An 18,906-nucleotide genomic window follows, 5' to 3' on the forward strand; every position below is an offset into this window, starting at 1 on the left:
TCACATCAGTCCTTTCAGGTAGACGAAGCTGAAGATAAAGATCCAGACAACGTCCAGGAAATGCCAGAACAGCGAGAAGATAAAGGCTTTATTGGCGGTAGCCGGATTAATGCCCTGACGCCAGATCTGGATCATAATCGCTGCGCCCCACAGGAAGCCGAAGCTGACGTGGGCACCGTGCGTGCCGAGCAATACGAAGAGACTGGATAGGAATCCACTGGTTTGCAGTGTAGCCCCTTCATGAACATAGGTGAAGAACTCATCAATTTCTATGCCGATAAAGCCGAGGCCCATCAGCAGTGTGATTGCCATAAAGACCATCATGGCCTTCTTGTAGCCGTGACGCATAGCATGGATCGCAAGCCCGATCGTGAACGAACTCGATAGGAGCAGGAAGGTTTCAATCAGCACCGGGCCGATTTCAAACAGCTCGCTTCCGCTTGGTCCGCTGGCGAAACGGTCGACCATTACTAAATAAACGGTGAATAAAGTGGCGAAGAGCGGAATTTCAGCTCCGAGAAATACCCAGAAACCGAAAATCTTGTTGCTGTTCTCCTCTGTTGAATATTCCAGCGGCTTGGACGCATCTATTTTCATACAGTCTCACCCCGCAGTTTCTTTTCAGTAGCAATAACTTCTTCAGCTGAAACGTAGAAGCCGTGATCCCGGTCAAAGGACATGGCAGCCAGCATGATGATGATGCCTATTCCGGCCACGATGGCAGGAATCCACATGCTGAATACTAGGAAGAAGCCCAGGAAGAAGAAGATTACACCCAGGATAAATGGCTTCCCGGTATTGTTTGGTAAATGGATTTTAGTGATTTTATCTTCAAAGAGCGGAATATTATCCTGCTTCGCGGACCAGAAGGCATCACGCGTCTGAACTTTTGGCACAATTGCAAAGTTATAAGCAGGAATCGGACTTGGTGTAGCCCATTCCAGTGTACGGCCATCCCATGGATCGCTTGTTGTGTCTCTTGGCATGTAGCGTGTGCTCCAGTAGATGTTGTAGACCAGAATAACAAATCCGATCGCCAGGCCGACAGCACCGGCGAAGGAGAGCATATTCAGCGGACCAAAGCCGGTCTCTTCTGAGTAGGTGTACATCCGACGGGTCATACCCATTAGTCCCAGGAAGAACAGTGGGAAGAAGGTGACATTGAAGGATATAATAATCCACCAGAAGGCATGTTTGCCCAGACGTTCATTCAGGCGGAAGCCGAATACTTTAGGGAACCAGTAATGGAACCCGGCGATAACGGCGAACACGGCGCCCGGAATCAGCACGTAGTGGAAATGCGCAACCAGGAACATCGTATTATGATACTGATAATCGGCACTGGCCATCGCCAGCATAACGCCGGTAACCCCGCCGATAGTGAAGATCGGGATAAAAGCCAATGTGTACAGCATCGGGGTCGTAAAGGTTATTCGCCCTTTTCGGAGGGTGAACAGCCAGTTGAATATCTTAACCCCGGTAGGCACAGCTATCGCCATAGTTGTTATGGAGAAGAAGCTGTTGACCATAACCCCTTGGCCCATGGTATAGAAATGGTGAGCCCATACCAGGAAGGACAGCAGGGAGATAAGCAGCATACTGACGACCATGGAAGTGTAGCCGTACAAATTCTTTTTGGAGAAGGTGGCGATAATTTCGCTGTAAATACCGAATGCCGGCAAAATAACGATATATACCTCCGGATGTCCCCACACCCAGAACAGGTTGGCCCAGAGCATATCCATCCCGCCGTTAGCCATCGTGAAGAATTGAGAGCCAAACAGCCGGTCGAACATCATCAGGGCAAGTGCCACAGTCAGCACAGGGAAGGCAAATACGATAATAATGTTCGTAATCAGTACGGACCAGGTGAACATTGGCATCTTCATCAGCGTCATGCCTGGTGCACGCATTTTAAGAATCGTCACGATGAAGTTAACGCCTGTGATCAGTGTCCCGATACCGGAAATCTGCAGCGCCAGGGAGTAATAGTTATTACCGACCGTAGGGCTGAATTCCAGACTCGCTAGCGGGAAGTAAGCCGACCACCCGGCATCCGGCGAGCCGCCGATTACGAACGAAATGTTAAGCAGCATAGCTCCCATGAAGAAGAGCCAGAAGCTGACCGCGTTCAGCCGCGGAAAGGCCACATCTCGCGCGCCGATCTGCAGTGGGATAATCACGTTCATTAAACCGATGATAAACGGCATGGCCATGAACAGAATCATGATCAGACCATGGGTGGTAAAGACCTCGTTATAATGCTGGGCATCGAGGAATTTCATTTCCGGCGCTGCCGTTTGCAGACGCATCATCATGGCGTCAACACCGCCGCGGAACAGCATAAGCAGTGCGGCCAGGATATACATAACCCCGATCTTCTTATGGTCTACAGTTGTAAGCCATTCGCGCCAGAGGTATCCCCATTTCTTGAAATAGGTAAGCCCAACGAGAATCCCGATGGTCGCAAGAGCGATACTGATCATTGCTCCATATATCAGGGGTTCGCCGTGAACCTTAAATTTGTCTAAATCCATTAGGGTAGCTCCTTTCAGGTTGTTACATTAAACTGTGAACGAGTTAGTGGCCCTCGTGTGTGTGTTCTTCTACAGGTGAGCTTGGAAGCGGCTCATTCACCTCAGGGTTGGGCTCGCTGTCAAATTCGGTCTGGCTGGACGGTTCAGGAGAAGGGTGGATGTCCTTGTTATCCTGATGATCCATATTTCCGTTATCTATATCCATTTCCGTACCATCGCCGCTCATATGCTCGCTATGGTCTCCCGGCGGCGGGCTGAACTCCAAATGGGTGGAGGAATAGGTTTTGCGTCCAAGATGTTCGGCAGCCAGCAGGCCTTTGAAATCATCCTCCGTAAGCTTAGGCGCGGTATCCTTAACCTCTTTGACCCATTCGGCATATTCTTTGTCGCTCATCACAAGCGCCTCGAATTCCATGTGGGCGAAGCCTTTACCGCTAAAGTTCGAGTTCTTGCCGATAAATGAACCTGCGGTGTCGGCGGAGAGATTAAGTTTTGTAAGCATGTCGCTCATCGCGTACTTCTGTCCGGCAAGCTGTGGAATCCAGAAGCTGGTGATGGTGCCGAAAGAGTACAGTCTGAACTCTACCGCACGGTGAATCGGGAAATTGACGTAGTTTACGGTTTCAATTCCCTCCTCAGGATAGCTGAAATGCCATTTCCAGTTGGAGGAAGAGGCGTAAATAACCAAAGGCTTCTGGTCCTTGTATTCCTCCGCGACATTCTCAACCGCATGGGTTGATTTTACAGTCACTACTGACAAAAAGGTTACGATGATAATCGGGATAATAATCCAGATGGCTTCGAGAACCTTGTTGCCCTCCTCATGTTCTGGAATGTAACCTTCGTTGCTTTTTTTCGCCCGGTATTTCACCAGTACGAATATATATAAGATGTAGACAACTGCCAGGACCCCGATCATCACCAGAATGGACAGGATGATGGTGTCAGATAAAGTGCGTGCGGCCGGACCCTTCGGATTCAGAACGGTGAGCGAACTGCATCCCGGCAGAAGAAGGATTAGGCTGAGGAACAAAGCGTATAACGGACCCTTTTTTTTCATATAGAACTCCTTCCTTCAATACTTCTTTTCATTGCCGTTCATTAGCCAATAAACATTAACCTGTATCTATAGTAAGAACTACTTACCCATAATGCAAAATACATATTTTAACATTAAATCCACATAAGGCCTTAATAATGGCGAACAAGTTAAATATGTGTGATCGAATTGTTACAAATGTCGTAAGGTATGACAAAGATCACTGTAGTGGTGCGGTTTAAGGTAATTTTAAGGTTGTTCAAATTTTGTTCACTTTTTCACAAATGTTACTAATTTCGTCACAATTAATTTTAGCAATAAAGCCTGATTTTAACCGCTTTTTGCGGCCGCGACAGCTTTCGACGATTGTTGCGATTTTTTGATAAATATTAAGAATATGTCTTTTGTCACTGTGAAAAAGTAACAAGATATTCTTTGGGCGGTTACAATCTCTCAAATTCAAATCTATCTATGTGTGATAAAGTATAGATAAATATACATAGATAGGAGATTACTGCTTGTGCGAATGAAAAAAACAATGCTGTTATTCATGTCTTTATTCTTATGTTTTGGTATTCTACAGAACACGGCAATCGCAGCCGGAACGAATGCCTCATTACGTCTTGGTGTGAACGACACACTGACGGAAATAGAAGCTGTTTCTGTAAAAGGTAACTATTATGTTCCAGTACGCGCTTTGGCACAGAAGCTGAAGTGGAACATTTCCATGCTTCAGGACGGGGTTCAGATCGCCGGAGGCGGCAAATCCCTTTTACTGCTCAAAAATGACGGAGGCGCCAAACTCCAGAATGATACCATTGTTCCAATAAGTACCTTTGTGCAGAATGGATCGCTGATGGTTCCGCTGCGGATAAGTACTTATCTTGGGTATATGATAACCTTTGAGCCGGATAAATATTTACTAAGAGTGCGGGATACATCGGCGGCTTTGGATGATGCGGCGTTCGTAAGCCAATTCAAGAGCGAATTAAAGCCGATTGTCAGCGCAAAGCCGGCTCCGGAGACAACCCCGGGCAAGCAAGGGAGGATAGTGTATCTTACCTTTGACGACGGACCGTCGGCAACGACTTCGCAACTGCTGGATATTCTGGGCGAAAATGAGGTAAAGGCGACCTTTTTTATGCTTGGACCCAATATGAACCGGTATCCATCGGCAGTGAAACGAATTGAAGAGGAAAGCCACGGACTCGCACTCCACGGCATGACTCACCGCAAAGAGAAGTTTTATGCTTCTCCGGGTGCAGCACTTGCCGAAATGTCAGCTGATAATGCAGTGCTGAAGAAGATCACCGGCTCCAGCACAACACTGATCCGTCCGCCGTACGGAAGTAAACCTTATTTCACTAAATCCTTCAGGGACAGAGTGCTGAGCCAGGGTTTCCATCTGTGGGATTGGAATGTGGACTCGAACGACTGGAAATACAAGGAGAACAGCGCCAGGATCTATAATACGGTTATGGAACAGGTCCATAAACTGCAAAAGTCCAACAGCAATCCTGTTATCCTGATGCATGATCAGAAAGCTACACTGAAAGTGCTGCCGGACGTACTCAAAACACTGAAGAAGGAAGGCTATACCTTTGAGATTATTACGAAGGATATGGAGCCGCTGAATTTCTGGAAGGATAAGCGCTGATCGTCAGCGTTTACGGCAAGATGTAGAAAGAGTGTAAAAAGCGGCTTAAGCAGATTGTTTTCTGCTTAAGCCGCTTTTTTGTGCTGCGCGGTGGTTTCAGGGGGCTGTATTTGGAGGCCCGACAGCATAGCCTTGTCATATGTACAAATACCCTACGAGCATACTGACAAGCTCGGTCTTTATTCTGTCCGTTCCAATACGATGGGAGGAAAAGGCGATGACATCCACTATGGCACTGATGGATTCGAATACAAGGAAGGCAGCGGCTTCCAAATCTGTGATCTTAAGCTCATCCTTACCCATTTGCAGATACTGGAGCGTTAGGACACGTCCGACTTCATACTGTGCGTCCATCAGCTCTTTGATACCCCCGTCGCTGAGATACATAATAGACAGTTCCTTGTGGAATCCGGTATAGACCTCGTGCGAGAGGATGAGGCTGTCTACCAGATGGCTCAGCAGTGCATACTTGTCAGGGCTCTGAATGTTAATCTCGGACATGTAGGCTTCTATCCTTGCCAGCAGCGCTTCACTGTAATTCTTAAGCACATCGATAAATACGGCCCGTTTATCTATGAAATAGGAATAGAAGCTGCCGGTGGATACACCCGCTGCAGCAGCAATCTGCTTCGTATTGGTCTGATGGTAGCCCTTCTCCGAGAAAAGCCTCATGGCGGCTTGAACGATGGCTTCCTTGGTCTTGATGCTGCGGTCCTGCCGCGGCGTTCTTGTCTTGTCTTCCATTTCACTCATGGTTAAAGCCCCCCTTATAACCGATTGTAGAGGAGCGGTATTTGACTGTCAATAAAAGTTGAACTACAGTTCAAATTTGTTATTGACAAACATGAACTCTAGTTCATATAATTCAAACATGAACTAAAGTTCACATATAAGGAGAGATGAAATTGAGCATCAGAATGCGTAGGGCTTTTTCTTTTACGGCAATTGTTCTGGGTTTCTTCATGGCGCTGCTGGATACGACGATTATAAATATTGCCTTGCCTGAAATGACGAGGCAATTTGGCGGCAGCGTATCGCAAATTTCGTGGGTGATGAATGGTTATAACCTGGCGTTTGCTGTATTTATTCTCACGGCTTCAAGACTGGCTGATCAATTCGGACGGAAGAAAATATTTATCACCGGTGTGGTGCTGTTTACTTTGACCTCGCTGCTCGCGGGCTTTGCTTCTTCACTTGGGATGCTCATTGGATTAAGAGTCCTTCAAGGACTTGCGGGGGCCATCATTGTTCCGGTTACCATTCCGCTGACAACCACAACCTTTCCAAAGGAGATGCATGGCTTGATCATCGGCATATGGGGGGCCGTTTCAGGCGTTGCGGCTGCGAGCGGGCCGGCACTTGGCGGGATTATTACGCAAAATCTGAACTGGCAATGGATCTTTTTTGTCAATGTGCCGCTGGGGGTGCTGAGCGTGGTGCTTACTTGTCTGTTTATACAGGAATCCAGAGATGACACCGCAGGCCGATCCATTGATTATGGCGGAACATTGGGAATAACCGGGGCGATGTTTTTTATTACCTATGCGCTGATTAAAGTTCAGGACTATGGCTGGAACTCCCGGATGACGCTGCTACTGCTGGCTGCAGGGGTTCTGTTTCTCGTCTTCTTTTTCCTCACACAGTGGAAAGGGAAGGAGCCGATGCTCCCGTTGTCGCTGCTGAGAATTCCCCCGTTCAACGGTGCAACGTTGACTATGCTTTTTGTTGGTGCGGGGCTGATGAATATCTCACTGCTGACCTCTTTCTTCCTGACCCGGATGATGGGGATGACCGAACTGCGGGCTGGACTTGTACTTTCCATGATCGCGGTGGGCTCGATCGTCAGTTCAGCCCTTTCCGGGCCGTTATCCAATAAATACGGCAGCCAGCTGTTTGGGGCGGTTGGAATGATTATGATGGCCGGAGCCATGTATTCATTAAGCGGACTGCATGCAGACTCAACGCTTCCGGAAGTGTTGATCCGTCTGGTTGTGGCCGGTATCGGCACCGGGTTCACCATGGCACCGGTGATGTCTTCAGCCGTACGCAACGTGCCTGAAGAGAAGGTGGGGATCTCATCGGGGATTACGAATATGGCAAAGTCACTGGGGGGTGTGATCGGGGTGGCTATTATCGTTACTGTGCTGCAGCAAAATACCAGCGACGGGCTGAATGCGGCTTCTGTCCGCGCAGTGAAGGCGGTGGAGAAGGATGCTGTGCTCCAGCCCTTTCTCAAAACAGTGATTGCTGATGCGGCGGGTTCATTGGCAAATGTGGAAAGCTCACCGGCTGAAACCTCCGAGAAGGTATTGAAGGAGGCCGAACTTGCTGCTGCCGGGCTTGGCCCTTCGGATCAGCAGGCATTTGCCGCTGACCGGAGCCGGCAAATCCAGGAGATGGAGCTCGTCCTGACGCGTGCAGGAGAAGACATGAAGCATGAAGCTGAACAGGCATACAGCAGAACTTACGTTTTAGCCAGCCTCATTATGCTTCCGGGTGTTGTATTCGCGCTGTTCAGCGACAAACGCCGGAAACGGAAGGGGGCCGGGGTTCCTGGGGAACTTACTTTGCCGCAGCAATAGTGATCTCCGTGTATATCGTGCATATATAGAAGAAAGACCCTTGGGGCTTTATAAGATTAGGTCAGCCGGTAATTTCTGGTTGGCCTAATTTAATTTGATTTGAGGTTGACATGTATATCCAACTGTACTAATAATAGTAGTACAGTTAATACACCTAGACACAGTTTGTGATACAACATCAGAAAGGAGAACTGTCATGTTCGAATTGGATGTCCGCAGCCGCAAGCCGATTTATGAGCAGCTGACCGGCAAGATCAAAGAAATGATTATGCATGGTATTTTGCGGGCAGATGAACAGCTTCCCTCGGTGAGAATCTTATCCTCGCAGCTCACCGTAAATCCGAATACGATTCAGAAAGCCTACCGGGAGCTGGAGCGGGAAGGCTACATCTATTCCTTGCAGGGCAAGGGGAGTTTCGTGGCTCCGCTTCAGCAGGGGCTGAACGAGAGCAAGAGGGCGGAAGTGCGGAATGAGCTGCTGCGCCTGATGGCAGCAGCCGTCTACCTCGGATTTACCGAAAGCGAGATAGGTGCGCTGTACCGCCAGGTGCTGGATCAGAGAGAGGGGGAGAAACATGATTGAAATTCGCGGCGTCAGCAAAATTTTTCAGGGAGAAAAAGCGGTTGACGGCATTTCGCTGACTGTACATAAAGGAGCAATTTACGGACTGCTCGGATCGAACGGTGCGGGTAAAACAACACTGCTGAAGACGCTCGCCGGTATTTACCGGCCGGAAGAGGGCACGGTTAAGTTTGAAGGGAAGCCGGTCTTTGAAAACCCCGAGGTGAAGCAAAGGATCATTTTCATGCCGGACAGTCCTTATTTCTTCCCGCAGGCATCAATCAAGAGCATGGCCGCCTTTTACCGCTCTATTTATCCGGGGTGGAATGAGGCGCACTTTCAGGAGCTTGGGAAAATGTTTCGGCTCGATACAGGCCGCAAGCTCAGCCGGTTCTCCAAGGGTATGCAGCGCCAGGCGTCCTTCTGGCTCGCCCTAAGCTGCTCCCCGGATGTGCTTATCATGGATGAGCCGATCGACGGGCTTGACCCGGTCATGCGGCGGCAGATCAAGAATCTGCTGTTCCAGGAGGTGGCCGAACGGGGGATGACCGTCATCATCTCCTCACATAACCTGCGGGAAATTGAAGATCTATGCGATCATGTCGGCATTATGCACGGCGGCAAAATGCTGGTGGAGAAGGATCTGGACGATCTCAAAGCGGACACGCATAAAGTGCAGGTGGCGTTCCGGGATGAACGGCATGCATCGGTACTGACAGCTAAGCTGCAGATTCTTCATCAGGAACAGCGTGGCAGCGTTAATCTCTATATTGTAAAAGGGGACCGCGAGCGGATCGGGCAGGCTTTTCGGGTGTACGATCCGTATGTACTGGATCTATTGCCCCTGACACTTGAGGAAATCTTTATATATGAAATGGGGGATGCCGGTTATGACGCGCAGCCGATTCTTCTTTAACAGCAGCGTAATCCGCCAAAACTTGCGCCAGCATGGCTGGATCGGAATTATATACACGCTAGGTCTGATGTTCTTTCTTCCGCTCCAGATGTTCTTGAGCGGCAATCCGAATGCGGAGCCTGAGAAAGCCGAGAGTTTGTTCGGTATCGGCGGTGATATGCAAGTGTTCTTTATCGCTACGCTTCCAGTGGTAGCCGGTCTATTCCTTTTCCGTTTTCTGCAGTCTAAGCCTTCATCGGATCTGTGGCACAGCCTGCCGCTTCGCCGGGAGCATTTACTTGCTGCCCATGCATGGAGCGGCCTGATTCTATTGCTTCTTCCGGTCTGGCTGACTGCTGCAGTTACCGCAATCGTGGCACCGCTGGACGGCAATATGTACATTTACCAAGGAGCGGAAGTCTGGGAGTGGTGCCTGACAGTTACCATCCTCACCTTGTTTCTGTTCGTTTTCACTGCCTTCGTTGGAATATGTACAGGCCAAACTATTCTCCAGGGGGTTGTTGTTTATATCCTGCTCGTTCTTCCCTCCGCGCTGTTAATGCTGACTGGGATGCATCTTAATAGGTATTTGTACGGGTATTCAGGCGGTTATAATGATGAGTATAGAATGGTCAATTGGTCGCCGGTTCTGCAGATTGTGAGACTCAGCAATGCATACGATAAGGTCAGTACAGGAGAGAAATGGATATATTTCGTGATCACTCTCTTAGTAGTTATGCTGTCCTTTGTGCTTTACCGCAAACGGCATAGCGAAAAGGCTGGGCAGGCGATTGCCTTCACCTATTTCAATCCGTTGTTCAAAGCAGGGGTGATGTTCTGCACCATGCTGGTTTCCGTGTCTTATTTCGGCAATGTGAAGCCGCAGCAGACAGGCTGGCTTATTGGCGGCTGTATTGCCGGAGCACTCATCGGCTATGTTGTAGCTGAAATGATCATTCGCAAGACATGGCAGATCATGACCCGCAGGGTATTCGCTGACTTCGCCGCTTATACTATCCTGCTGGGACTCCTGCTCTATGTTCCGGTCACTGGGATTACCGGCTATGAGAGCAGGGTGCCGGCAGCGGACAAGGTCACGGCGGCTTATGCCGGGAGCAATTTCTGGATGTTGACCGAACCAGGGCAAGGCCCGATGGAAGTTCAGAACCGTCCCTATGAAGAGAAGGAAGTCTTCAATGAAGACAAAAGCTATATTGAGGCTGTACGCAAGCTGCATCAGGCACTTGTCACTGTGCGGCCTGGAGAGGAAGAACGTTCTCTGGGTAATTCTATCGGCAGCAGGGAGTTCAGCTTTGCTTACCAGTTGAAGAATGGGCGGCAGCTGCTGCGGTCTTACTGGATTCCATCAGCCGGCTTCGAACCGGAGCTAAAGGCGATCATGGAGAACAAGGAGTTCAAGCGTAACGAATATATGCTTTCCCGGCTTGGCGATAATGTGGAGAGTCTGAGAATCAGCAACAAAAATAAAGCGATTTCGATCTCCGATCCTCAAGAGGTTAAAGAATTCAAGGAAATTCTGAAACGGGAGATATTGAGCATGTCCTATGAAGATCAGCTGGACAACCGGGTTTCCAAGGCTTCTATCCAAACGATAGGTAAGCCGGATGAAAGGGGCTACCAGCTCTATTATGGCTATGAGTGGAAACCCTCCTATCATGAGCTTGAGGGCTGGCTGGCCGAAAAGGGATACGCGGATAAAATTCGTACTCAGGCACAGGATGTGGAATCCGCCGAAATTATTAAGGATGGGTATATTGATAAGCTTGACGCGGCAAGCAGGAATAATATTGAGCGGTATTTTGATCTGGCGCGCAGCGAAGGTCTTGCGGCGGTCACCAAGGATAAGAAGATTATCGGCGATATTCTGGGAAAAGAACGCTATTATAGCGGAAGAACCGGCGAATATGTAATAAAGATGAAATATAAGTACGGAGAAGTGACTTATATATCACTGAGGAAGCAAGACCTTACGCCCGCTATAAAATCACTGCTTCCTTAAGATTCTGGTTTTAGCCTCAGCGGGTTGACAGAAACTGGATGAGTGGATTATGCTTTTGGAAAATACAAGAACGGCAGGAGGTCTGGACAGATGATTGAACAAGGGAATAATCTACACTCGCATAATGCTATTACCTATCTTCCATTCATCTGTCCGCCTTGGGTTACTGTTCAGCGTTAGCAGCGTTTAGTTATTTCCGGTCAGCGGCCTGTAAGGCGGTTGCCGGGGATACTCTAACTGTGGTTCTGCTATATGATGGTGCCTGGCCATGGACGAATGGAGTCCGTGGCTTTTTTGTATTTCGGCAGAGTCCGAAAGGAGAATGAAGCATGTCTGAAATTCATCAATCGATCCTCCGCGAGCTGCGTGGCATTGAGGCGGAGGAGAATGTACGTATTCTGTATGCCTGTGAGTCGGGCAGCCGCGCTTGGGGGTTTCCGTCCAAGGACAGTGATTATGACGTCCGCTTTGTGTATTTGCGCCGCCCTGAGGCGTATCTCTCGATTTTTGAGCAGCGGGATGTGATTGAACGGCCGATCAGCGAGTTGCTTGATATTAACGGCTGGGATCTGAAGAAAGGGCTGACCCTCTTCCGCAAATCCAATCCGCCGCTGCTGGAATGGCTGCAATCCCCCATCCGGTATGAGCAAAATTACACGGTGGCGGACAGTATCCGCAAGCTGTCACCGCTTAGCTTCTCGCCCAAATCCTGTATCTATCATTATCTGAACATGGCCCGGGGGAATTACCGTACCTATCTGCAAGGCAGCGAGGTCAAAATTAAGAAATATTTCTACGTTCTCCGTCCGCTGCTCGCATGTGCCTGGATCGAGAAATACCAGGAGGTACCACCACTGGATTTCAATGTGCTGGCCCTGGATCTGATTCCTGAAGGAACCGAGCTTAGAGAGGCTGTACAGGATCTGCTACACCGTAAAATGTCCGGCGAAGAGCTGGATCTGGAGCCGCGTCTGGAAGTCATTAACGTTTATCTGGAGCAGCAGATCGCGCATTTCGAGCTTGCGGCTTCGCAATTTGGAAGCGGGGGCGGTGTAGCGGATGCAGCCCTGGATGAGCTGTTCCGGGCCGCGCTGCTGGAAGTATGGGGAGAAGACAGCCGCTGGACTTCTAGCGGGGGAAATCAAAGCGAAACCTAAGGAGAGATCAACCTTATGCATTTAATCATCAAGGCGACAGGAACAGGAGCAGGAATGCTCTCTCATCTGCTCGCTAAAAACCCGAATAATCTGTATGACCGGATTGAAAAAGAAGCCAGAGTGCGTATTGTGTTCACAGTCTCTTCCGAAGAAGAGACGGAGGCGGTCATCTATGTAACACCCGACCCAATTGAGCTGGTGAAGGGTTCTTCCTCCGCACACAACGACATCACGCAATATATCAATGACCGTGAATTTGTAACCAGCAGTCTGTTCTGCACCTATATCCGTCCCGCACTGGGTACTGCATTGAACGGCAAACCGAAAGAAGCGTATCTGCCCTGGGTAGGCCAACGCCTTGCACTCGAGCTTTCTTTTGGACCTGTAGCCTCCAATTTGCCTGACCGTACACTTGAAGAGTTGTTCACTGCGCTTGGTTATGAAGTGGTGCTGGAGCGGGGAGAGGCGGAGTATTCCTTTGACCTCAAGAACCGCAGTTCTGTCCGTTATATTAAACTAAAAGGATTTCAGACACTCCAGACTGCCTTGCAGCAGCTTTTTGTGCTCATTCCCGCATTGGATGATTACAAGCATTACTATATCAGTGAGGATGAGGTTGATAAAATCAGGCGTTATGGCGAAGGCTGGCTTCAGGATCATCCTCAGCGAGCGCTGATTCTGAAACGGACGCTGCGTTTCGCTGGGGTAATTAAGCAGTTCGAGGCGCTGGAGGGCCGCACTCAGAATTCCGGCGGAGCTTCTGTTGATGAAAATGAAAAGGAAGCTGCTGTTAAAGGTTCAATGGATGCGCCAAATGCTTTACCTGATCAATCCTTCGAATCCGAGGCTCCAGAAGAGCCGAAAGTCCGGTTGAATGATTTGCGTTACGCAGCTATTGCCGCTACCGTTGAAGCTTTGCAAGCTAAAGCCAGTATTGTTGACTTCGGCTCGGGGGAAGGCAAGCTCTCTGCCATACTCGCCAACGTGCCTGGTGTCCGTGATATTAAAGCAGTTGAGCCCTCTGCCACAGCTCAGTTGAGAGCCATGGACCGGTTCGCCAAGCTGGAAGGCAGGCAAGGAACTATCGTGCCTAAGCCGGTAACCGGATCCCTGTTCTATTTCGATGAGTCGCTGCGGAACAAGGATGTAATGATTCTTTGTGAGGTAATTGAGCATATCGATGAGCACCGGCTGGCGCGGGTGATGGAGACTGTTTTCGCCGAATATGGTCCAAAGACCCTGATTATAACTACCCCGAATAAGGAATACAACGAGGTCTACGAGATGGAGCAGGAAGAGATGCGTCATGGCGACCATCGTTTTGAATGGGGGAGAGAAGCATTTTCCGCCTGGTGTTCCCGCTGGACGACAGCCTTTGGTTACTCTGCGGAGCTGAAGGGGATAGGCGAATACATGGAAGGCTTCGGTTGCCCGACGCAGATAGCCATATTTACGAAGGAGGAAACATCACAATGATAGAGAGACAGGAAGGGCAGCGGGTCATTCCGTTTCCTCATGGAGGCATCGTCGTACTGGTGGGGCCTTCCGGCAGCGGCAAAACGACTCTGCTCCGCAGATTGGTGCAAGAAGGCATATTGTTGCAGACAGAGATCGTCTCTTCCGACGATTACCGCTCATTAGTGGGTGATATCGATTTTATTGATTGGAAGGGCCATCCCCGTGAAGAAGCGGATATTCTGTATGGCGATTATCAATTGCTGTCGAAACTGGCCTTTGAAGCGATGAACACAATGATATCCATGCGCTGCCGGATGGGGAAGCTGACGGTGGTGGATGCCACACATTTGCTGCCCGAATACCGTAAGAAATATATAGAGATGGCAGCAGATTATGATCTGCCCTGTACGGCCTGGGTGCTCGATCTGCCGGAACAGATCCTGCTTGAACGGGATAAGGGACGTGAATTGCCTCGCGGCAGGCAGCGGGTCAAGGCGCAATTTAGCCAATTCAAGCGTTCGCTAAGAGGGCTGCGCGATGAAGGCTTTGATTTCACATATATGTTGAAAGAAACGGAAAGTGTGCAGTTTGTCCGCAAGCAGAATGAATTGCTGATTGAAATGGGTGCAGGGATTGATGTGATCGGCGACATTCACGGCTGTTACGATGAGTTGTTGGAACTGCTTGATCAGCTGGGCTATATCGCTGATGAGAGCGGATTGTACCGCCATCCTAAAGGCAGAGAACTAATCTCTGTAGGTGATGTAATGAGCCGTGGTCCCAACTCACTGGATGCACTGAGATTCTGGAAGCGGCACAGCGACGCCGGAATCTCACGTATGGTCGACAGCAACCATGGCTGGAAGATTGCCCGGTATCTTGGGGGGCGCAAGGTTACCTTAAGCCATGGCGATGAGAAGTTTGCCGCCGAGCTGGAGCGGTATGCGCTGGCAGAGGGTGAGGCTGCGGCTAGCAAACTTAGAGAAGAGTTGAAGCAGTTCCTGCTCTCCGCCCCCAGTCATCTGGTGTATGGACGGGGTGGTATACGGCGGGTGGTTGTTGCCCATGCCGGAATCCGCGATGAGTATATCGGCAGGCAGTCGAAACGGATTCAGGACTTTTGCCGCTACGGTGATACAGAAGGAAGTGAGGGGAAGGGCACTCCTGTACGCAAGGAATGGTATGTGCAGCATGACTCCGGTGAGCTAATTGTCTGGGGGCATGATCCGAGACCTTACCCTACTCTGGTTAAGAACACGGTCAACATTGATCAAGGCGCAGTCTTTGGCGGCTCATTGACGGCTTACCGGTATCCTGAACAGCAGTTTGTTGCGGTCAAGGCGCACAGAGATTACGCCCAGGACCCGGACAGCCCGCTGATCCGCTGGGAACGCGGCCGTTTCTCTCCGCCTAACCTGCGGAAGTTTGTGGAAGGGTACTCCGTTATGACAGCTGCCTATGGTGAACTTTCTGTGCGCGGTGAATTCGTCAAAGCAGCCATTGATACCGTCTCCCATTTTACGATTCCGCTGGAGGACCTGGTTTATATTCCTCCGACCATGAGTCCGGCTCCGGCAGTATCCGCAGATGAATCTTACCTGGAGCATCCGCGTGAGGCTTTTGCCTATTATCGCAAACAGGGTGTGGAAACAATGATCGCCGAGAAAAAGCACATGGGCAGCAGGGCTATCCTGATGCTGTTTCGCGACAAGGAAGCGGCAGTATCCTATGTGGGACGTCCCACACTGGGTACGATTTATACCCGGACGGGCCGGGCATTCTTTGACAAGGAAACGGAGTCCGAAGTACTGGCTAAGCTGAATGCCGATTTGCGGAAAGCGGATTATTTTGTCCGCCATGATACGGATCTGCTGCTGCTGGATGCCGAAATTATTCCATGGAACCTGAAGGCTCGTGAATTGATCGCTTCCCAGTATGCGCATGTCGCAGAAGCCGCCGTAATGGACCGCGGACATCTTGCGGAGAAGCTGCGAGAAGCGGAGAGTAACGGGCGCGATGTATCCGGCTGGGTACAGGAAATGGACGAGAAGCTGCGGAATGCCCGCGTGTTCCGTGAAGCTTTTCAGGAATACTGCTGGGATGTCAGAGGGCTGGAAGGAATCAGGATTGCTCCTTTTCATACCTTGGCGCATAGCGGCCAGAGTTTTTTTGATCATAGCCATCTCTGGCATATGGAGAAAAACCGCGAACTTGCGGGTGTTTCTCCGCTCTTTATGGAGACTGAATACCGGACTGTCGCAAGTGAAGCCGATGAAGCTGAGGTTATCGCCTGGTGGGAAGAGATGACGGAGAATGGTCATGAGGGGATCGTGATCAAGCCGGAACTTTTCATATCACGAAATGGCAGCTCGATGATTCAGCCTGCGATCAAAGTCCGGGGACGCAAATACCTGCACATCATATATGGCATCGATTATTTGCAGCCTGACAATCTGACACGGTTAAAACTGCGCAAGACCGGCAAGAAGGAGCGGCACGCCCTGATGGAATGTGCTCTTAGCGCCGAGTCCGTGGAACGTTTTATCCGCAAAGAGCCGCTGGAGCGGATTCATGAATGTGTGCTTGCTGCTTTGGCACTGGAATCTGAGCCGGTGGATCCGCGGTTGTAAGCTATAGGGATGGAATCCCATACAAAATGATTATACAGTGATTATAAGAGGTGCAATTTATGTTAAACCATAGCGCTGAGGTTTCGCTCAGCAAATTTATGACCAAGCTGCTTCGGCATACTCCGCAGCAGTATGGACTATTTCTAGATCCGGAGGATGGTTCCTGTCTGCTGGAGGAATTGCTCGCAGTGATAAACGCAGCCCCGAAGTGGTCTCATATTACAGAAGAAGATATCCGCCAAACGGTCACGAACAGTGAGAAGCAGCGGTTCGCCATTGAGGGGGAGCGGGTCAAAGCGAGATACGGACACAGCCACACCAAAGTTGCCTATGAACCGGGAACACCGCCGTCCGTGCTCTATCATGGCACTCACCAGAATGCGCTGCCGGCGATTGTAAAAGAGGGGCTGCAGCCGATGGGCAGGCAATATGTGCATTTATCGGAGGGGCTGCATTTCGCAACTCTGGCCGGAAGCCGCAGGGGCAAGCTTGTTTTGCTCGCCGTGGATACGGTTAAGGCTGTAGAGTCTGGTGTAACCTTCTATTATGCCGGAAATGAGGTGTGGCTGGCTGAGCCGGTTCCACCCGCCTGCATAGCGCCATTAAGTGCACCGGAAGAACAATAGCACCAAATCTCCAGTACAGGAGGAATGTGATATGGAAGATGTGCCGGATCACCTGGATCACGGATTGCAGATCGTCTTCATTGGATTCAATCCAAGTCTCCGCTCGGGCGAGCTGGGGCATCATTATGCGAATCCGCGCAATAATTTCTGGCGGATTCTTGAGCAGTCAGGACTGACGCCGCGCCTCTATGATGCCTCGGAGGACGGTGAACTGCTGAAGCTCGGCTACGGCTTCACGAATATTGTAGCCCGTCCAACCCGCGGGGCCGAGGATATTACCCGCGAGGAGTATGCCGAGGGGCGGGGGTTGCTTCGTGCCAAGCTGACGCTCTACCGGCCGGAGGTAGCCTGCTTTGTAGGCAAGGGCGTCTACACTGAATTCAGCCGTAAACCAAAAGCAGATTGGGGATTTCAGGAGCATATAGAACCGGTAGTGGATGGAGTGCGCGAGTTCGTCGCCCCGTCGTCGAGCGGACTCGTCCGGATGCCGATGCCGGAGATTGTGGCTATTTACCGGAGGTTGTATGATTTCACCCATAAGGATGACTGACTTAGAGTTTGTCTGACAGCACACGGGGAGTGAGGATGGATGGAATCGGAGGGTGGACGGTAGGAAGGATGATAGGTGGCGATATATCCCAAAAGTAAGTGTTTTAGGATAACTGTATTCTATACAACTAAATAAGAGGGTTTTGGCATGCTGTAGGCGTTAATTGTATTCCGTACAGCTATAAATGAGGATATGCGTCTGTAACGGCCTTTCTTGCGATTATAATTGCAGGAAGTGCAACTAAACGGTGACAAGAGGTGATTTCTGCCTATTTAGTTGTACGAAGTACAATTATGGGTCCAGAATCTAAGCTGAACCCCGGTCGCAGCAGTCAGCACCAACCCGGAAAGCAGCCGCAATAACCAGTGCCAACTGGCCCGCCACCGCGGGGGCAACGCAGCGCAATAAAAAAACACCCTGGAGGTTAAGGGTGTTTCAGACTGTAGACAAATAGGGTTTTGAAACGAATTATTTCTGTTTCAAAACCCTATTTGCTTTGTCAAATTCATTGTGAATCTGTTTTAAAATCACACTATATTCCCTCCATTCGTGTATTGGTTATTTAATCAATTATTTTGACAATGTTGAAATAGAAACAAAAAATACTATATTATATTGTTAATGCACTGAGCGGGTGGGAGGACAGGCCATGAACAAAGAAGAACAGGTCATAATGGGCTTCAGGGACGTATATAACAAGATGGTTTGGCTTAATAAGGATAAGATGGAAGACAGTCTTAAGGGTTATAAGTCTTCTGAAGTCCATTGCATCGAATACATTGAAAAAAATGTAGATTCCAACGTAACAAAACTTGCGGAGTCCTTTTATATGACTCGCGGTGCCATAAGTAAAATGACTAAGAAGCTCATAAAAAAAGGCCTTATCGAAAGCTACCAGAAGCAGGATAACAAGAAAGAAATCTATTTTAGGCTTACTGAGCAAGGGAAGGTAATTTATAAAATCCATGAGGACCTGCACAAAGAGTTTCAAGAGCGGGATAAAGCCATATTTGAGCAGGTAACTGAGGAACAATTTGACAGTATGCTTAGCTTCGTGGAAAAATATAGTAGGCATTTAGATGCAGAAATAAAAAAACTGGGTATAGATTTTAAGTCGGAATAACTTGGAATAATGAAAATGAAACCACAGGCAGCCGGGCTCTATTGAGAACGGGCCGCCTTTTTTTTGCTGT

Annotated in this window: 15 protein-coding genes; 11 read left to right on the plus strand and 4 right to left on the minus strand. The window is 49.5% G+C overall.

The features are described from left to right. From qoxC to qoxA, 3 genes are read right to left on the minus strand one after another with little or no spacing between them, the layout of a single operon-like run. Positions 1 to 597, minus strand: a complete 597-nt coding sequence (gene qoxC / locus MHI45_RS23890; protein WP_076110317.1) for a cytochrome aa3 quinol oxidase subunit III — start codon at positions 595 to 597, stop codon at positions 1 to 3. Further along, positions 594 to 2,537, minus strand: coding sequence for a cytochrome aa3 quinol oxidase subunit I (gene qoxB, locus MHI45_RS23895; RefSeq protein ID WP_038586390.1), 1,944 nt, complete (start codon positions 2,535 to 2,537; stop codon positions 594 to 596). Before qoxB ends, qoxC begins: the two co-directional genes overlap by 4 nt. A 43-nt stretch (positions 2,538 to 2,580) precedes the next feature. Continuing rightward, positions 2,581 to 3,597 (minus strand): cytochrome aa3 quinol oxidase subunit II, encoded by a 1,017-nt coding sequence (gene qoxA, locus MHI45_RS23900; RefSeq protein WP_076110316.1) that lies wholly within the window; start codon positions 3,595 to 3,597, stop codon positions 2,581 to 2,583. Positions 3,598 to 4,102: 505 nt separating this feature from the next. Between qoxA and MHI45_RS23905 the strand changes: the two genes are divergently transcribed. Next, the gene (locus MHI45_RS23905) at positions 4,103 to 5,233 is read left to right on the plus strand and encodes a polysaccharide deacetylase (protein ID WP_076110315.1); all 1,131 of its coding nucleotides are present in this window, start codon (positions 4,103 to 4,105) and stop codon (positions 5,231 to 5,233) included. A 135-nt stretch (positions 5,234 to 5,368) separates the two neighbouring features. On the opposite strand, the gene MHI45_RS23910 is transcribed toward MHI45_RS23905, so the two are convergent. Further along, complete coding sequence (locus MHI45_RS23910; protein WP_341119514.1) at positions 5,369 to 5,986, minus strand: TetR/AcrR family transcriptional regulator; 618 nt, start codon at positions 5,984 to 5,986, stop codon at positions 5,369 to 5,371. A gap of 152 nt (positions 5,987 to 6,138) precedes the next feature. Here MHI45_RS23910 and MHI45_RS23915 point away from each other — a divergent pair, with 152 nt between their 5' ends. The 10 genes from MHI45_RS23915 to MHI45_RS23960 all read left to right on the plus strand — a co-directional run bounded on the left by MHI45_RS23915 (position 6,139) and on the right by MHI45_RS23960 (position 18,836). After that, entirely contained in the window at positions 6,139 to 7,815 is a 1,677-nt protein-coding gene (locus MHI45_RS23915) for an MFS transporter (protein WP_340894645.1), read from the plus strand. A 196-nt stretch (positions 7,816 to 8,011) separates the two neighbouring features. Then, on the plus strand, positions 8,012 to 8,398 hold the full coding sequence (locus tag MHI45_RS23920) for a GntR family transcriptional regulator (RefSeq protein ID WP_340894644.1): 387 nt from the start codon (positions 8,012 to 8,014) through the stop codon (positions 8,396 to 8,398). Further along, entirely contained in the window at positions 8,391 to 9,293 is a 903-nt protein-coding gene (locus tag MHI45_RS23925; RefSeq protein ID WP_038586402.1) for an ABC transporter ATP-binding protein, read from the plus strand. Before MHI45_RS23920 ends, MHI45_RS23925 begins: the two co-directional genes overlap by 8 nt. Beyond that, a complete protein-coding gene (locus tag MHI45_RS23930) occupies positions 9,247 to 11,292 on the plus strand; it encodes a DUF6449 domain-containing protein (protein ID WP_341119517.1) in 2,046 nt (681 codons plus the stop codon). Before MHI45_RS23925 ends, MHI45_RS23930 begins: the two co-directional genes overlap by 47 nt. A 329-nt stretch (positions 11,293 to 11,621) precedes the next feature. Then, positions 11,622 to 12,449, plus strand: a complete 828-nt coding sequence (locus MHI45_RS23935) for a nucleotidyltransferase domain-containing protein (RefSeq protein WP_076110313.1) — start codon at positions 11,622 to 11,624, stop codon at positions 12,447 to 12,449. A 15-nt stretch (positions 12,450 to 12,464) separates the two neighbouring features. Further along, positions 12,465 to 13,925 carry a 3' terminal RNA ribose 2'-O-methyltransferase Hen1 gene (locus MHI45_RS23940; protein ID WP_341119521.1) on the plus strand — a complete coding sequence of 487 codons (1,461 nt, stop codon included), beginning with the start codon at positions 12,465 to 12,467 and terminating at the stop codon, positions 13,923 to 13,925. Beyond that, on the plus strand, positions 13,922 to 16,537 hold the full coding sequence (locus MHI45_RS23945; RefSeq protein ID WP_341119523.1) for a polynucleotide kinase-phosphatase: 2,616 nt from the start codon (positions 13,922 to 13,924) through the stop codon (positions 16,535 to 16,537). The genes MHI45_RS23940 and MHI45_RS23945 overlap by 4 nt, the downstream gene beginning before the upstream one ends. Before the next feature lie 59 nt (positions 16,538 to 16,596). Further along, positions 16,597 to 17,163: an RNA 2'-phosphotransferase gene (locus tag MHI45_RS23950; protein WP_076110310.1), complete on the plus strand. Its 567-nt coding sequence runs from the start codon at positions 16,597 to 16,599 to the stop codon at positions 17,161 to 17,163. 31 nt (positions 17,164 to 17,194) lie between these two features. After that, complete coding sequence (locus tag MHI45_RS23955; RefSeq protein WP_341119525.1) at positions 17,195 to 17,713, plus strand: mismatch-specific DNA-glycosylase; 519 nt, start codon at positions 17,195 to 17,197, stop codon at positions 17,711 to 17,713. Between the two features lie 649 nt (positions 17,714 to 18,362). Beyond that, on the plus strand, positions 18,363 to 18,836 hold the full coding sequence (locus tag MHI45_RS23960; protein ID WP_076110022.1) for a MarR family transcriptional regulator: 474 nt from the start codon (positions 18,363 to 18,365) through the stop codon (positions 18,834 to 18,836). Positions 18,837 to 18,906 lie beyond the last annotated feature (70 nt).

The organism is Paenibacillus sp. FSL H3-0321, assembly GCF_038002865.1.
Lineage (GTDB): Bacteria > Bacillota > Bacilli > Paenibacillales > Paenibacillaceae > Paenibacillus_AQ.

Coding starts and splice junctions, on each gene's coding strand:
- MHI45_RS23935 (WP_076110313.1), top strand. CDS start 11,622: ATGTCTGAAATTCATCAATCGATCCTCCGCGAGCTGCGTGGCATTGAG.
- qoxB (WP_038586390.1), bottom strand. CDS start 2,537: ATGGATTTAGACAAATTTAAGGTTCACGGCGAACCCCTGATATATGGA.
- MHI45_RS23940 (WP_341119521.1), top strand. CDS start 12,465: ATGCATTTAATCATCAAGGCGACAGGAACAGGAGCAGGAATGCTCTCT.
- MHI45_RS23905 (WP_076110315.1), top strand. CDS start 4,103: ATGAAAAAAACAATGCTGTTATTCATGTCTTTATTCTTATGTTTTGGT.
- MHI45_RS23955 (WP_341119525.1), top strand. CDS start 17,195: ATGGAAGATGTGCCGGATCACCTGGATCACGGATTGCAGATCGTCTTC.
- qoxA (WP_076110316.1), bottom strand. CDS start 3,597: ATGAAAAAAAAGGGTCCGTTATACGCTTTGTTCCTCAGCCTAATCCTT.
- MHI45_RS23910 (WP_341119514.1), bottom strand. CDS start 5,986: ATGAGTGAAATGGAAGACAAGACAAGAACGCCGCGGCAGGACCGCAGC.
- MHI45_RS23960 (WP_076110022.1), top strand. CDS start 18,363: ATGAACAAAGAAGAACAGGTCATAATGGGCTTCAGGGACGTATATAAC.
- MHI45_RS23930 (WP_341119517.1), top strand. CDS start 9,247: ATGAAATGGGGGATGCCGGTTATGACGCGCAGCCGATTCTTCTTTAAC.
- MHI45_RS23945 (WP_341119523.1), top strand. CDS start 13,922: ATGATAGAGAGACAGGAAGGGCAGCGGGTCATTCCGTTTCCTCATGGA.
- MHI45_RS23925 (WP_038586402.1), top strand. CDS start 8,391: ATGATTGAAATTCGCGGCGTCAGCAAAATTTTTCAGGGAGAAAAAGCG.
- qoxC (WP_076110317.1), bottom strand. CDS start 597: ATGAAAATAGATGCGTCCAAGCCGCTGGAATATTCAACAGAGGAGAAC.
- MHI45_RS23920 (WP_340894644.1), top strand. CDS start 8,012: ATGTTCGAATTGGATGTCCGCAGCCGCAAGCCGATTTATGAGCAGCTG.
- MHI45_RS23950 (WP_076110310.1), top strand. CDS start 16,597: ATGTTAAACCATAGCGCTGAGGTTTCGCTCAGCAAATTTATGACCAAG.